Origin of the sequence: Variovorax sp. J22G73 (assembly GCF_030317035.1) — a bacterium.
GTDB lineage: Bacteria > Pseudomonadota > Gammaproteobacteria > Burkholderiales > Burkholderiaceae_C > Variovorax.
In genome coordinates this window covers 83,885-97,908 of the sequence record NZ_JASZYK010000008.1, presented here as the reverse complement: position 1 = coordinate 97,908, position 14,024 = coordinate 83,885, and the positions used below count along the sequence as shown (strand labels likewise).

The following is a 14,024-nucleotide window of genomic DNA, read 5'->3' as shown; positions in this document are numbered from 1 at the left end:
GGACCACGCACGTCCCCGCAATGGCACGAATCTTGGGTTTCCGTCGGGCGGTTTCTCGTTGGGAGTCAGCCGCGTGCGAGCCGTTAGGTCATCGGGAAATGGAATCGCTGTTCCACCGGAGACGGAATTCTTTGGGTCCTGTCTTCTTGACTTCGAAATTTAGCGGCTAAATTTCGGCGTCATCTGTAGTTGCGGCGATCTGGTGCCCAACCCCTTCTTTCGCCTCATTCTCCCGGCATAAAAATGGTCACAACCATTCTCGTTGGCATGCTGTGCGCACACCTGTTGTGCTTCTCGGTGATGTTCTTTCTCATCAGCAGGCGCCTGCAAGGCAACAAGATGGGGATGGATTTCTTCGCGCTGGGCAACCTGCTGCTGGGCCTGGCGTATGCACTTCAATTTGCCGAAGGCGCTCCCGCCTGGAGTTTGATGAGCGTCGTCAATCACACGCTGACGCTTGCCGCGCCGGTGGCGTATTGGCTCGGGGCCATGCGATTCTTCGGCCGGTCCGTGCCGTTGTGGCGCCCGCTGCTTGCGGTTGGCGGAGCCTATGTCGTCGCCCAGATGCTGGTGCAATGGAAATTCGGCCTGGTTGCCCGCTACGCCATGCTCTCGGGCATGTCGGCGCTGTTGTTCCTGGTCATGACCATCACGGTGATTTCAGGCGTGCGCACATTTGCCAGGGACCTGTACGGGGAGATGGTGTTTTTTGCGCTGCTGATCAGCGGCATCTGCGTCCTCAATGCCATCAAGTTCGTGAATCTGATGGGCACCGGCCTGGACGCACTGCGCATGAGCGGAAATTTTCAGCTACTGTTCTATGTCTACATGTCATTCCTGGCCACCGTGCTGCCGCCTTCCATCGTCTGGCTGGTGCTGCGGCGGTTGACCGATGAATTGCGCGACCTGGCCGAGCGCGACCCCCTGACGAAGCTGCTCAATCGCCGCGGGCTCGCTGAAGCGCTGCAACGGTGTTTCAAATCTCGCACGGAGGTTTCGGCCTATTTGCTGATGGCCGATGTGGACCACTTCAAGCACATCAATGACCGGCATGGGCATCAGGCCGGGGACCAGATGCTGTGCCATGTGGCCGAAGTATTGCGTACCCATGTGCGCGGAAGCGATCTGACTGTTCGCAACGGGGGAGAAGAATTCGTTGTCGTCTGCATGAACACCGATGTGCAGGGCGTCACGCTTCTGGCGGAGCGCTTGCGAACGGCCATTGAAAGCTCCGAGACCGTTGTCGATGGGGTTGGCCACCCGCTGAATTGCACGATCACGATCGGGATTTCGCATGCATTCACGGGCTTGGATGCTTTGGAAAATGCCGTGAAGGAAGCCGATGCGGCGCTCTATCAAGGCAAAGCCGCGGGGCGCAATCGGGTTGAAATGGCGAGAGCCGTTCTCTGAAAAAATGGCGGTTCCATAGTCCGTCGGGAACGGACATTCGCAGTTCCGAATCGACGGTCCGCTTTGAGACTGAGACTGGTTGCAGACCACTGCCTCTCACGATAAATGGTGTCAAGTAATAGCCTGGAAATACTCGAAATGATGGATTGGGTCCCTGTTGTCTTCATTGCGTTCAAGGTGCTCGTGTTCGGCACGGGCATGTTCTTCGCCATCAAGTGGCACTACGAGCGAGGGAAGAAAGAGAAGGAGAAGCAGAGCGCGGTGCTGCGCGCGGGCGGCAAGGTGGCCGCAATCTTCGTGCTGGCGCTCCTGGGCCTCTCGCTTCTCACCTTAGGCCTCAGCAAGATGCTCGGTTTGGACTTGGCCTTCTCGTGAAGGCAAAAATGGTCGGCCGATATCGGTTGTGCGGCAGCATCCCTCGATGAGGCTATCGGTCAGCGTCGGCATGCGGGTCAGCATGTCACTTGAGTAGTCACACGTTGCGGTCCTCCGTCTTTGCGCTGATCGGAAGGACGCTTTTAGCCAACCTGCACACAGGCCTGCTGCTGCAAAATCCAGCATTGCCCCCAAATTGGCACGGCGGCGCAAATCGCAAGAGCCAGCCAGCCCGTCCGACCCGACACCCCAGGTGCACCGACACCCTTTATGACCCAGACCGTCACCCTAGAAAACTGCGAGAGCGAGCCCATCCACATCCCGGGCCTGGTGCAGCCGCACGGAGCGCTCATCGCGTTCGACGCCTCCACGCTGAGCGTGACGCGCATGAGCGCGAACGCCGCCGCGCTGCTGGGCGGCACGGCCCCGGCGCTGGGGGAGCGGCTGGTGCCCACGCACTTCATGGGCGACGCGCTGGTGCACGAGACGCTCCACGAGGTCAACGACACGGCCATCGCCGGCACGGAGCATTCGCCGGTGAACGTCGAGGTCGAGGTGGCGGGGCGGCTTTTCGACCTGATCGTGCACCGCATGGGCTACGAGTTGATCGCCGAGTTCGAGGAGCGTTCGGCCTCGGCGGACGCGGTTTCCGACTTCGCGCTGAAGGCGCACCGTGCCATGGACCGGCTCAAGCGGCAGGGCTCGATCGATGCCTTGCTCAGCCTGGTGGTGGACACAGTGCACCAGCTCACCGGCTTCGACCGCGTGATGGCCTACCGCTTCCGGCACGACGACAGCGGCGACGTGGTGGCCGAGCGGCGCCACGAGTCGCTCGAGCCCTTCCTGGGGCGCCGCTACCCGGCCAGCGACATTCCGGCCCAGGCGCGCCGGCTCTACGTGATCAACACGCTGCGGCTCATCGCCGACGTGCATTCGGTGCCGGTGGCGCTGGTGGTGGGCGACCCGGGGTTGCCGCCGCTGGACATGAGCTATTGCACCCTGCGCAGCGTGTCGCCCATTCACATCGAGTACCTGCGCAACATGGGCGTGGGCGCGTCGATGAGCATCTCGATCGTCATCAACGGCCGGCTGTGGGGCATGCTGGCCTGCCACCACCGCACAGCGCTGCAGGTGCCGCATGCGCTGCGCATGGCGTGTGACGTGCTGGCGCAGGTGCTGGCCTCCAACGTGCAGAGCCTGCTCTCGCGCGAGCAGGCCGCGCGCGCGTCCGAAGCCGCCAGCCTGCGCGCGCGGATGATCGAGTCGGTGCTGCATGCCGAAGACACCTTCGGCGCCCTGGCGAGCCTGGCCGGGCCGCTGGCCGCGGCGTTCGAGGCCCAGGCCGCGGTGATCGCCGAGCAGTCGCGCCTGCATGTGGAGGGCGAGATTCCGCACGAGACGGCGGCCGCCGTCGTGCAATGGCTGGCCGTGTCCAAGGCCAGCGACGAGATCGTCACGCTGCACGAGCGGGCCAGCCTGCCCGAGCACCTGCAGCCGCTGTGCGGCGTGTGGTGCGGTTTTCTGGCGCTGCGCTTCGACGCCATCGACAACGGCTGGCTGCTGCTCGCGCGCAAGGAGCAGATCGAAACCATCAACTGGGGCGGCAAGCCCGAGAAGCACTACGTGTCGGGCCCGCTGGGCCCGCGCCTGACGCCGCGCGGTTCGTTCGACATCTGGAAGCAGACCGTGAGCGACACCAGCGTGCCGTGGGGTGCGCCTGAAGTCGAATTCGCGGGGCAGCTGCGCGACGAGCTGATTCGCGCCAGCGCGGCGCGCAACGCCGAACTCTACAAATCACGAAACGAGCTTATCGCCGTACTGGGCCACGACCTGCGCGACCCGCTGCAGTCGATTTCCATGGCCGCCAAGCTGCTGGAGCGCAGCCTGCCCGAGGGCAACACGGTGGGCGAGCGCCTGGGGCAGCGCATCCAGTCGTCGAGCAGCCGCATGGGGCGCCTGATCGGCCAGGTGCTGGACGCTTCGCGCCTGCAGAGCGGCCTAGGTCTGCAGCTCCAGCCGGTCCAGATGGACGTCGCCCGTTTGCTGGAAGACGCGATGGACGAGGCGTTGACGGCCTACCCCGGTTCGCAGATCAAGCTGCAGGCGCCGAAGTCGCTCGCCATGGTCGGCGACCCGGACCGCATGGCCCAGCTCATCGGCAACCTCGTGAGCAATGCGCGGCACCACGGCCTGCCGGGCGAACCGGTGCGCGTGGCGCTGGAACAGGAAGGCAATGTGGTGGTGCTGCGGGTCGCCAACACGGCGCCGGCCATCGACGCTGCCCTGGTGCCCGAGCTGTTCAGCGCGTTCAAGCGCCGCATCGGGCCGAACGAACGCAACAAGAGCGGGCTGGGGCTGGGCCTGCACATCGCGCAGGCCATCGTGAAGTCGCACAACGGAAGCATCGCGTACAGCCATGTCGATGGACAGGTGGTGTTCACGGTGCGGATTCCGCAATAGGGAAATCCCCCGCTTTTTTCAACGGCAGGGCGAGCTGTGCGCGACTTGCCGCGCGCTGGGCTCAGGGGGCTTTGCCGGCCTCGACGACAAAGGCCTGCAGCTCGGCCAGCTTGCCATCGCTGAAGCGCCACACATCGCAGTACGCGGAGCGGGTGGCCTTGCCGGTGTCGTCCTTCAGCGTGATCTCGCCGATCGCCGAGAGAAAGTCGCCCTCGGCGATCAGCCGGTGCACCTCGAAGCGCGGCGGCTCCTTGTAGGCGACCGCCATCCATTCGCGAACGGCCTGCTTGCCGCTGAGCGTGATGTCGCCGACGAAGGTCCACGCCGTGTCTTCGGTGCAGAACGCGAGAAATCCCTCGTGGTCGCCTTGGGTGATGGCCGCGTTGGCCTTCTCCAGAATCGCCTTGTGGTTGTCGGACATCCAGAACTCCCATGTTCGACGGCTCCGACAGAGCCGACACATCGCAAGTTGTATCGACCCGGCGTGCGCCTTCTTGCCGGCCTGCCCGCAACGCCAACGTCATCTTTTGCCTCGTCGGGTGGCATGGCACCGTGCTAGATTGCCTGTTCCAGCAAATGATCACGCGGAAGGGCTCGGTCGATATGCAGCACGCTCGTGATTTCGCAACCTTCTCGTCGGTCCTCAAGGCCCGGGGCGCCGCCGCTGCTCTGGCTTACCTGAACGCAGGCGTGCCCCACAGGTTCTCCGGGGTCTACCGGATCGACGCGGGCAACCTGCGCAACGTGCTGCTGGTCGACAAGGACGGCGAAATGCGCCCGGCCTTCCTGGAAACCGTTCCGATGGACGCGAGCTTTTGCCAGTTCGTCGTGCGCGACGGGCTCTTCAGGACCAACAACTCGGCCACCGACGCGCGCCTCGACGGGCATCCGTACCAGGGCGTGGTCGTGAGCTACCACGCGGTTCCGCTCGTGGACCCTGACCGGGCGCTGGTTGGAACGCTGTCTCACTTCGACCTGATCGAGCGGTCCATCGACGACGCCGAGTTCGAACTGCTCTACCAGGCGGGGCACCTGTTCTCGGACTTCATTCCACCGTGAGCTGCTGCATGCTCGTCGGGGGTGCCTACACTTTCGCGCCCGAGACTTGAAGGAACCCGACTTTGGACCGTATGACCAGCCTGCGGGTGTTCCGCGAAGTCGTGGAAGCCGGCAGCTTCGTGGCCGCGGCCGAGCGCCTGGGCCTGTCGCCGCCCATGGCGAGCAAGCACGTCGCGCAACTGGAGAAATCGCTCGGCGCGCGGCTGCTACACCGCTCCAGCCGCCACCTGAGCCTGACCGAAGCCGGCACCGCCTGGTACGAGCAGAGCCGGCGCGCGCTCGACCTGCTCGACGCGGCCGAAGCCGCCATCGGCCAGACGCACGACACGCCGCGCGGCCAGCTCAAGGTGAGCGCGCCCGTGTGGTGCGCCACGCCGCGTTTCGCGCGCGTGCTGGCCGACTACCGCAAGAAGTACCCCGAGGTGCTGGTCGACATGCACCTGGAAAACCGCAAGGTCGACCTTGCCGCCGACGGCTACGACCTGGCCCTGCGCGCCACGCAGGAGCCTTCGCCCGCGCTCATCGCCCGGCCGCTGTGCCGCGTGCCCTTCTACCTGACGGCCACGCCGGGCTACATCGCGCGCAGGGGCGGCGCGCCCGCGCTGCCGGCCGACCTGGCGAAGCTGGGCGCCATCGTGCCCAGCTACGTGAACCTGGAGAACCTCGCGCTCAAGGGGCCGGGCGGGCGCATGTACCCGCTGCGGCTGGCGCCGGCCATGCGCTCGGACGACACCACGCTCACGCTGCACGCGGTGCGCGCGGACATGGGCGTCGCCTACATGCCTTCGTGGCTGGTCGACGACGACATCGCCAGCGGGCGCCTGCTGCGGCTGCTGCCGGCGTTCGATTCCGGGCCGGTCACGTTGTTTGCCGTCTACACGAGCCGGCAGTACATGTCGCCGAAGCTGCGGACCTTCATCGATTTCCTGAGCGAGCGGCTGGTGGACGCGGCTGCCGATGCGCAGCCTGGCGCCGCCGGCCGGAGCGAGCGCTTGAAGCCGCGACAGGAGCCACGCCAGAAGCCCTGACGCAACCGCAAAAGCTGCGGCGCAATCCAGCTTTTATGGGAGGAGGGCATCCGCAACCGCCGCCACGGTTCGCTGAAAATCGTTGCATGTTCGTGCCTTCACCCCGCGTCACAGACCGCGCCCAGCGCCTGGCAGCACAGCTCGGCTGCACCGTTGGCGACCTGATCGAACCCTATGGCCTGCCCAAGCCGGCGCTCCTGGGGAGCCTGTCGGCGGTGGCACTCACGCTCAAGGCGCTCGGCGGGCGCTGGGACCGCAACGAGCGGGTGTACTTCTTCGCGAACTGGGCAACGCTCGAAGCGGCGCTCGAGCACCTGGCCGACATTCCGCAGGACCTCGCCAAGGCCTGACAGCCGCTGCACTCTCGCCTGCAAGGCGATGCCATGGTTTCCTGAGAGGAAAGAAACCGATGCATCGCAGCCTGTCGATTTCCCTGCAGGAAATATCTACAGTCGACACAACGCTTTCAAGGAGCATCGACTTGACCCACGACACCACAACCCCGCGCCTGCCCACGTACTTCATCTCGCACGGCGGCGGCCCCTGGCCCTGGATGAAGAAGGAAATGGGCCCCACCTACGACCAGCTCGCCGCCTCGCTGGCCGACATGCCGCGCCAGATCGGCCGCACGCCCAGCGCCATCCTGATGGTGTCGGCGCACTGGGAGGCGCCGGTGTTCGCGGTGCAGGGCAACCCCCGCCCGCCCATGATCTACGACTACGGCGGCTTTCCGGCCCACACCTACGAGGTGCGCTACGACTCACCCGGCTCGCCCGAACTGGCGCGGCGCGTGCAGTCGCTGATCGCCGAGGCGGGCCTGCCGGTGCAGATCGACCCCGAGCGCGGCTACGACCACGGCATGTTCTCGCCCATGGCCGCCATCTACCCGAAGGCCGACGTGCCGGTGGTGCAGCTGTCGTTGCGCCGCGGCCTCGACCCGGCCGAACACCTGGCGCTGGGCCGCGCCATCGCGCCCTTGCGCGACGAGAACGTACTCATCGTCGGCAGCGGGCTGAGCTATCACAACCTGCGCAACTTCGGCCCGCAGGCGCACGGCGTGTCGAAGGCCTTCGACGACTGGCTCGATGCGGCGGTGGTCAAGGGTTCGGCCGGCGAGCGCAGCGCGCAGCTGCTCGACTGGGCCGCGGCCCCGTCGGCGCGCATGGCGCATCCGCGTGAAGAGCACCTGATTCCGCTGATGGTGGCGGTCGGCGCGGCCGAGGGCGAAGCGGGGGAGCGCGTTTATCACGAGGACGCGTTCATGGGCGGGCTGGTGGTGTCCAGCTTCCGGTTCGGCGGCTGAGACTTCACGGCGCCTGCAATTCACGGCGCCTCAGGCTTCAGCTGCGCCGCACCCCGTCGGCATCCACCAGCCCGACGCGCGTCTGCCGCCCCCAGGTGCCGCGCCCGGTCAGGAACGTCCACCACCCCCAGGCCGCGCCCGTGTGCCGCAGGATCTGGAAGGTGAAGGGCTCCACCAGCGCGGCCAGAAAGGCCTGCGCCATGTTGGCCTCGCTCGCCTGGCCGATCCAGCGGCGGTACAGGAACACCGACCACAGGTGAAAGGCCAGGTCGAGCACGATCTTCGCGCCGATCACGCCCGCCACCGGCGCCAGTACGCCGAGGTTGCCGCGCACCAGGTACACCAGTAGCAGCCCGAAGGCGGCCAGGCCGTAGAGCGGCTGTAGCGTGTCGATGGCCTTCACCGGCAACATGGCGATGCCGAGCCAGCCGTAGCGCCGGTCGCCGACCATCGCGCGGTACCAGTACTGCGTCTGCAGGAAGCCGCCGAACCAGCGGCGGCGCTGGCGCAGGAAGGCGCCAGTGCTGCTGGGCGCGTCGGTGTGGGCCTGCGCGTCGCCGAGCACGCGCACCGTCCAGGGCAGGCCGTGGGCCTGGGCGTGGCGGTGCAGGCGGTGGATGAGCTCGTAGTCTTCCACCAGGCAGTCGGTGTCGAAGCCGCCCACGGCGCGCACCGCGTCGGTCCTGAAGCCCGCGAAGGCGCCCGAGATCAGCAGCAGCCCGTTGACCTGCATCCACGCATAGCGCGAGAGAAAGTTGCGGATGTACTCGTACGTCTGGAACCACTGAAAGCAGCGCCCGGCCAGCGTGCGGCTGCACACCGGGGTGATCACGCCGGTGGCGGCCACCAGGTTCGGCTCCTGCGAGAAGGCCCGGCGCACCGCGCCGATGGCCTTGCTGTCGAGCAGGGTGTCGCCGTCGACCGTGAGCACGGTGTCGGTGTCGATGCACAGGATGGCCGCATTCAGCGCCACCGCCTTGCCGCCGTGCGGCAGGCGCAGCCAGTACAGGGAGGGGTGCGTGGTGCTCGCGGCGCTCAGCCCGCCCAGCGCGGGGGCGACCAGGCCGTAGCGCGTGGCCAGCAGTTCGGCCGTGCCGTCGCTGGAGCCGTCGTCGGCAATCACGATGCGGTCGGGCACGTCGGTCTGCCCGAGCAGGGCGGCCAATGTCACGGGCAGCACGGCGGCCTCGTTGTGCGAGGCGACGATCACGCCCAGCGTGTTGCGCCGCAGCCCCTCCGGCGGGGCGGCGGTGGTGCGCCGCCGCAGGATGGGCAGCGTCATCCAGCCGACGAACAGCAGCAGCACCGTGTCGTAGAGCACATAGGCCACCCCCACCGACCAGGCCCGCACGTTGCCCACCTTGAAGGCCATGGCGAACAGCAGCACCCACAGCACCAGCACGCCGCCATGGATGAGCCAGCTGCGCAGGGGGGTGCGGGGAGGGGACAGGCGCGGTGACGCGGCCAGGAAGGCGCTTTGGAGAGGATCGTTCAAGAGAAGGTGCCCGGGCGAACTGGTCGTCAGCTGATCGTTGGTACGCAAGAACTCGGCCCGCGGTTTCGAAAGGCCCAAGCCAAACCCGGGACAATCGCACGCGCCACCGACGACTGAGTCGCCCCACGCCTGAAAATTCCCCGCATGCTCGCACAAACCCGCTACACCCGAACCGCCATCGCGCTGCACTGGCTCATTGCCCTGCTCATGGCGACCAACATCGCGTTGATCCTGCTGGTCGACCACTACCCCGACGACTGGGTGCGCCCGGCCGTCGACACCCACAAGTCGATAGGCATCACGGTGCTGGGGCTGGTGCTGCTGCGCATCTTGTGGCGCGCCACCCACAAGCCGCCGGCCATGCCGGGCTCGTTCGGCGCGCTGGAGCGCTTCGGCGCCCATGCGGCCCACGGCGCGCTGTATGTGCTGATGGTGCTGCTGCCGCTGTCGGGCTGGATGCACGACTCGGCCTGGAAAGACGCCGGCACCCACCCGATGTACCTCTTCGGCCTGTTCGAATGGCCGCGCATCGGCTGGATCATGGCCATCGAGCCCGCGGTGAAGGAAACCTGGCACACCGTGCTGGGCGGCGTGCACACCTGGGCCGGCTATGTGCTCTACGTGATCTTCGCGCTGCATGTGCTGGGCGCGCTGAAGCACCAGTTCTTCGACGGCGAGCGCGAGCTGCAGCGGATGTGGCCATGACACAGGGAGAAACCGAGGCCCGAGCGGCCACCGCGCAGATAGCGCGCATCGACGCGCTCTCGACCCACCACGACCCGGTGCACGAAGGCGTGCGCGTGCGCTGGCGCCGCTTCGGCACCGGCACCGCGCAACCCCCGCTGGTGCTGCTGCACGGCGGCCACGGCAGCTGGATGCACTGGCTGCGCAACGCCGAGGCGCTATCGGCCGGCCGCACGCTGTGGCTGCCCGACATGCCGGGCTTCAACGAGTCCGACGCGCCGCCGCGCGTGGCGCCGGGCGAAGACACGCTGCCGCCGTTGCTGGCCGCGCTGGGCGGCACGCTCGACCAGCTCGTGGGCGCGGGCACGCCCATCGACCTGGGCGGCTTTTCTTTCGGCGGGCTCACGGCCGCGCGCTTCGCGGTGCAGCGCGGCGCCGTTCGCCGCTTCGCGCTGGTGGGCAGCGGCGGCCACGGCACCATGCGGCGCATGACGGCGCAAATGATCAACTGGCGCGCCGCCCCCGACCGCGAGGCCGAGCGCGCCGCGCTGCTGAACAACCTGGCCGCGCTGATGCTGCACGACAAGGCGGCCATCGACGCATTGGCTTTCGAGATCCATGACATCTCGTGCCACGGCACGCGCTTTCGCAGCAAGGAGGTGTCGCAGTCGGGCGGCCTGCGGCAGGCGCTCGATGTGCTGGGCGCGCGCGGTGTGGCAACGCTGCTGCTGTGGGGCGAGTTCGACGTCACCGCCGACCCGCGGCCGCTGGTGGCGCAGCTGGTGGCCGAAGGGCCGGGGCGGGAGGGCACGGTGGTCGACGGGGCGGGGCATTGGGCGCAGTACGAGCGCGCGGACGAGGTCAACGCGCGGTTGCTGCGGTTTTTCTCCTGAAGCGCCTTGCCGCTGCTGTACTTGATACAGCAGCCGCTGTACCAGATACAGCAATCTGTCGGTCGAGCGCGCCCAGGAGCTGCTGACCTCTCCCGGAATTCAACCGTCGCGGAACCGCTCGATCGACCGATCCGCATGGTGTTTCCACATGCTCCCCCGTCCAGTCTTTCGAAAACTCCCCGGCGCGCCCTGCTGCACCACGCAGTCCTGCAGTCCTGCTTCTCTTTCCTGATATGCGTGTGCCCCTGGTCAGCCGGGCCGTCAATCCGGCTTGATCCCCGCCTCGCGAATCAGCTTCCCATAGCGCTCGGCATCGCCCTTCAACAGCGTCGCGAACTGCGCCGTCGGCCCCGGCAAGGCGATGCCGCCCGCCGCCGCGAGTTGCTGGCGCACTTCGCTCGACGCGAGCGCCTTCTGCACGGCCGCATGCACCGCCGCCATCACAGGCGCAGGCGTGCCGGCCGGCGCCACGAAGCCGTACCACACGCTGGCCTCGAAACCCGGGTAGCCCGACTCGGCCACCGTCGGCACGCCCGGCAGCACGGCCGAGCGCTCGGCGCTCATCACCGCCAGCACGCGCAGCTTGCCGGCCTTGACCAGCGGCAGCACCTCCAGCGCGTTCATCGCCACCACGTCCACATGCCCGCCGAGCACGTCGGTGATGGCCTGCGCGCCGCCCTTGTAGGGCACGTGGCGCAGCTGCAGGCCGGCGGTGTGCTGGAACAGCTCCATCGCCAGGTGCGGCGTGGAGCCGTTGCCCGGCGTGGCAATGGTCAGGCCGCCGGGCCTGGCCTTCGCGGCGGCCACCAGCGCGGGCAGCGTTTTGAGGGCCGAGTCCTCGCGCACCGTGAACACCACCGGCACGCGGCCGACCAGCGCCACGGGCGCCACCTCGCGCGCGAGGTCGTAGGGCGCGGGCTCGAACAGCGATGGGTTCACTGCCAGCGCGTTGGCCGCCAGCAGCAGCGTGTAGCCGTCGGGCGCGGCGGCGGTCAGCGCCTTCACCGCGATGTTGGTGCCCGCGCCAGGCTTGTTCTCCACCACCACCGGCTGGCCCAGCGTGACCGCCATGCGCTGGCCGACCGAGCGCGCGATGGCGTCGACTGCACCGCCCGCGCTGTAGCCGACGAGGATCTTCACCGGCTTCGACGGGTACGCGTCCGCCGCGCTTGCGGTGTTGAAGCTGCACAGCGCCAGCAGGCCGGCGAGCGTGCACGCGAGGGTGCGAGCGAGTTGTCTCATGGTCTTGTCCTTGTGTGTCTTGTGGGTCTTGTGTGTCTTCAGTTCAGCGGGCGGGCGGTTCGCCCGCCGCGCCGGTGGTATCCCAGGCCTGTGGCGCGGCGTTCTTGCCGGCCACCGAATACAGCGCGCCGGGCGCGTTGCGCGTCTGCTGGAAGTCTTCGAGCGACTGGCCGCGCATGGCGGCGTAGATGTGCAGGTTCGACACGCCGACCACCGCGCCCAGCTTCTCCAGCATGAAGAAGATCACGCCGTAGTGAATCAGCCCGCGCCAGTCGCGCCCGCGCACCAGCGCGCGCTCCTGCTGCGTGAGCGCGGCGGCCTCGAAGGCCGCTTCCTCGTCCGCGAGAAAAGCCGCGCGGTGCGCGGGCCGGGTCATGCCGTGCAGGAACTTGTTCAGCCGGTAGGCGCGCACGCTGGTCTCCAGCGTGAAGGGGTAGCTGCCCTGCAGCGCCTCGACGCCCGCGAGCTGCGTGTCCATTTGGCGGCGGTGCCGCTGCACCTCGCCCGCAACGGGCGGGCTCGCCAGGTTCTCGTAGATGGCCGTGGCAATGCCGGTCATCGACGGCAGGTAGTAGCTCTGGTGCGTCTTGCGCACGTTCGACGACAGCGCGCCGCGCATCACCAGCCACATGATCACTTCCGCGCCTTCCATGCCGCCCAGCGTGGCGAGCTCGGCCTGCGTCATCTCGGTGAGGCGCACCGGGTCGTTCTCGATCAGCTCCAGAAACTGCGCGTCCCATGCGGTGTTGTTGAAGCCCGCGCGCTCGCCATGCACCTGGTGCGACAGCCCGCCGGTGGCGACGATGGCCACCTTCAGGTCTTCGGGGTAGCTCTCGATCGCGCGGCGCAGCGCCTGCCCTAGCCGCCAGCAGCGCCGCGCCGACGGCACCGGCGACTGCAGCACGCCCACCTGCAGCGGAATCACCGGCACCGGCCACGCCGGCTCGTGCGCGCACAGCAGCGACAGCGGCGAGAACACGCCGTGGTCCAGCGCGCGGTCCTGGAAGAACGACATGTCGAACTCGTCCGCCACCAGCGAGCGCCCGATGTGCTGCGCCAGCGCCGGGTGGCCGGCCAGCGCGGGCAGGTCGCGCGCGCCGCCGCCTTCGTCGGCCACCGCATGCTCCCCGCCCACGCCCAGCGAAAAGGCCGCGTAGTGGTCGAAGAAGAAGGAGCTGACGTGGTCGTTGTAGATGAAGAACAGCGCGTCGGGCCTGTTGTCTTCCAGCCAGCGGCGCGCGGGCGCGAAGGCCTCGAAGATGGGCGCCCACACCGGGTCCTGCTGCTTGTTCCTGTCGTACGCGAAGCCGATGGTGGGCGTGTGCGAGCACGCGACGGCGCCGATGATGCGAGCCATGGTGTGTGCTCCCGCTTCAGTCGATGTAGCGCAGGCCGGCGGTGGCCAGCGGCTCGCGCATGCCGTACATGTCCAGCCCCAGCTCGCCCGCGGCAAAGCGCGCGCGCTTGGCGACTTCGTTCGACTCGCGCGCCTCGGCCGCGTCGGCCACCTGCCGCGCGCGCGCGGCGGGCACCACCACCACGCCGTCGATGTCGGCCACGACCACGTCGCCCGGGTGCACCAGCGCGCCGGCGCACACCACCGGCACGTTCACCGAGCCGAGCGTGGCCTTGATGGTGCCCTTGGCATGCACGGCGCGGCTGAACACGGGGAAGCCCATCGCGTTCAGGTCGCGCACGTCGCGCACCCCGCCGTCGATCACCAGGCCCTTGCAGCCGCGCGCCTTGAAGGAGGTGGCCAGCAGGTCGCCGAAGAAGCCGTCGGTGCTGTCGCTGGTGCAGGCGGCCACCACCACGTCGCCGGGGCGAATCTGCTCGGCCGCCACGTGCAGCATCCAGTTGTCGCCGGGCTGCAGCAGCACGGTGACGGCCGGGCCGCAGAAGCGTGCGTCGGGGTGAATGGGGCGAATGCGCGGCTGCATCAGGCCGAGCCGGCCCAGCGCCTCGTGCACGGTGGACACGCCGAAGCGGGAGAGCTTGTCGACGGCGGCGGGGTCGGCGCGCTCGATGGTGCGGTGCACGACGCCGAGCTGCTGGAAGTTGGAAATCATGGTCAT

14 protein-coding genes are annotated in these 14,024 nt (G+C 67.9%); 9 read left to right on the top strand and 5 right to left on the bottom strand.

Features of this window, described 5'->3' with window-relative positions:
- The first annotated feature begins 243 nt into the window (after positions 1-243).
- The 3 genes from QTI51_RS25800 (at position 244) to QTI51_RS25790 (ending at position 4,245) form a co-directional block, all read left to right on the top strand.
- Positions 244-1,410, top strand: coding sequence for a GGDEF domain-containing protein (locus tag QTI51_RS25800; RefSeq protein ID WP_286516549.1), 1,167 nt, complete (start codon positions 244-246; stop codon positions 1,408-1,410).
- 138 nt (positions 1,411-1,548) lie between these two features.
- A complete protein-coding gene (locus QTI51_RS25795; RefSeq protein WP_116912130.1) occupies positions 1,549-1,785 on the top strand; it encodes a hypothetical protein in 237 nt (78 codons plus the stop codon).
- A 270-nt stretch (positions 1,786-2,055) separates the two neighbouring features.
- Positions 2,056-4,245, top strand: a complete 2,190-nt coding sequence (locus QTI51_RS25790) for an ATP-binding protein (RefSeq protein WP_286516548.1) — start codon at positions 2,056-2,058, stop codon at positions 4,243-4,245.
- Positions 4,246-4,306: 61 nt separating this feature from the next.
- On the opposite strand, the gene QTI51_RS25785 is transcribed toward QTI51_RS25790, so the two are convergent.
- Entirely contained in the window at positions 4,307-4,666 is a 360-nt protein-coding gene (locus QTI51_RS25785) for a nuclear transport factor 2 family protein (RefSeq protein ID WP_286516547.1), read from the bottom strand.
- 11 nt (positions 4,667-4,677) lie between these two features.
- On the opposite strand from QTI51_RS25785, the gene QTI51_RS25780 reads away from it, so the two are divergent.
- The 4 genes from QTI51_RS25780 to QTI51_RS25765 all read left to right on the top strand — a co-directional run bounded on the left by QTI51_RS25780 (position 4,678) and on the right by QTI51_RS25765 (position 7,635).
- On the top strand, positions 4,678-5,304 hold the full coding sequence (locus tag QTI51_RS25780) for a hypothetical protein (protein ID WP_286516546.1): 627 nt from the start codon (positions 4,678-4,680) through the stop codon (positions 5,302-5,304).
- A gap of 62 nt (positions 5,305-5,366) precedes the next feature.
- Positions 5,367-6,332: a LysR family transcriptional regulator gene (locus QTI51_RS25775; protein WP_286516544.1), complete on the top strand. Its 966-nt coding sequence runs from the start codon at positions 5,367-5,369 to the stop codon at positions 6,330-6,332.
- An 86-nt stretch (positions 6,333-6,418) separates the two neighbouring features.
- Positions 6,419-6,682, top strand: coding sequence for a hypothetical protein (locus tag QTI51_RS25770; RefSeq protein WP_116913685.1), 264 nt, complete (start codon positions 6,419-6,421; stop codon positions 6,680-6,682).
- Between the two features lie 131 nt (positions 6,683-6,813).
- Positions 6,814-7,635 (top strand): DODA-type extradiol aromatic ring-opening family dioxygenase, encoded by an 822-nt coding sequence (locus QTI51_RS25765; RefSeq protein ID WP_286516542.1) that lies wholly within the window; start codon positions 6,814-6,816, stop codon positions 7,633-7,635.
- 37 nt (positions 7,636-7,672) lie between these two features.
- On the opposite strand, the gene QTI51_RS25760 is transcribed toward QTI51_RS25765, so the two are convergent.
- Entirely contained in the window at positions 7,673-9,130 is a 1,458-nt protein-coding gene (locus QTI51_RS25760) for a glycosyltransferase family 2 protein (RefSeq protein WP_286516541.1), read from the bottom strand.
- 144 nt (positions 9,131-9,274) lie between these two features.
- Here QTI51_RS25760 and QTI51_RS25755 point away from each other — a divergent pair, with 144 nt between their 5' ends.
- Both QTI51_RS25755 and QTI51_RS25750 read left to right on the top strand, forming a co-directional pair.
- Positions 9,275-9,835, top strand: a complete 561-nt coding sequence (locus tag QTI51_RS25755) for a cytochrome b (protein ID WP_116913688.1) — start codon at positions 9,275-9,277, stop codon at positions 9,833-9,835.
- Positions 9,832-10,707 (top strand): alpha/beta fold hydrolase, encoded by an 876-nt coding sequence (locus QTI51_RS25750; protein ID WP_286516539.1) that lies wholly within the window; start codon positions 9,832-9,834, stop codon positions 10,705-10,707. Before QTI51_RS25755 ends, QTI51_RS25750 begins: the two co-directional genes overlap by 4 nt.
- Positions 10,708-10,968: 261 nt before the next feature.
- On the opposite strand, the gene QTI51_RS25745 is transcribed toward QTI51_RS25750, so the two are convergent.
- Genes QTI51_RS25745 through ligK form a run of 3 tightly spaced genes read right to left on the bottom strand, consistent with a single transcriptional unit; the run spans position 10,969 to position 14,018 of the window.
- Positions 10,969-11,949, bottom strand: a complete 981-nt coding sequence (locus QTI51_RS25745) for a Bug family tripartite tricarboxylate transporter substrate binding protein (protein WP_286516538.1) — start codon at positions 11,947-11,949, stop codon at positions 10,969-10,971.
- Positions 11,950-11,992: 43 nt separating this feature from the next.
- Positions 11,993-13,306, bottom strand: coding sequence for a gallate dioxygenase (locus QTI51_RS25740; protein ID WP_286516537.1), 1,314 nt, complete (start codon positions 13,304-13,306; stop codon positions 11,993-11,995).
- Between the two features lie 16 nt (positions 13,307-13,322).
- Positions 13,323-14,018 carry a 4-carboxy-4-hydroxy-2-oxoadipate aldolase/oxaloacetate decarboxylase gene (gene ligK, locus QTI51_RS25735; protein WP_503011542.1) on the bottom strand — a complete coding sequence of 232 codons (696 nt, stop codon included), beginning with the start codon at positions 14,016-14,018 and terminating at the stop codon, positions 13,323-13,325.
- Between the last annotated feature and the right edge of the window lie 6 nt (positions 14,019-14,024).

Bases quoted from the DNA above. Each gene is read 5' to 3' on its own strand.
- QTI51_RS25800 (WP_286516549.1), top strand. From the start codon at position 244: ATGGTCACAACCATTCTCGTTGGCATGCTGTGCGCACACCTGTTGTGC.
- QTI51_RS25795 (WP_116912130.1), top strand. From the start codon at position 1,549: ATGATGGATTGGGTCCCTGTTGTCTTCATTGCGTTCAAGGTGCTCGTG.
- QTI51_RS25790 (WP_286516548.1), top strand. From the start codon at position 2,056: ATGACCCAGACCGTCACCCTAGAAAACTGCGAGAGCGAGCCCATCCAC.
- QTI51_RS25785 (WP_286516547.1), bottom strand. From the start codon at position 4,666: ATGTCCGACAACCACAAGGCGATTCTGGAGAAGGCCAACGCGGCCATC.
- QTI51_RS25780 (WP_286516546.1), top strand. From the start codon at position 4,678: ATGTTCGACGGCTCCGACAGAGCCGACACATCGCAAGTTGTATCGACC.
- QTI51_RS25770 (WP_116913685.1), top strand. From the start codon at position 6,419: ATGTTCGTGCCTTCACCCCGCGTCACAGACCGCGCCCAGCGCCTGGCA.
- QTI51_RS25755 (WP_116913688.1), top strand. From the start codon at position 9,275: ATGCTCGCACAAACCCGCTACACCCGAACCGCCATCGCGCTGCACTGG.
- QTI51_RS25750 (WP_286516539.1), top strand. From the start codon at position 9,832: ATGACACAGGGAGAAACCGAGGCCCGAGCGGCCACCGCGCAGATAGCG.
- QTI51_RS25745 (WP_286516538.1), bottom strand. From the start codon at position 11,949: ATGAGACAACTCGCTCGCACCCTCGCGTGCACGCTCGCCGGCCTGCTG.
- QTI51_RS25740 (WP_286516537.1), bottom strand. From the start codon at position 13,306: ATGGCTCGCATCATCGGCGCCGTCGCGTGCTCGCACACGCCCACCATC.
- ligK (WP_503011542.1), bottom strand. From the start codon at position 14,018: ATGATTTCCAACTTCCAGCAGCTCGGCGTCGTGCACCGCACCATCGAG.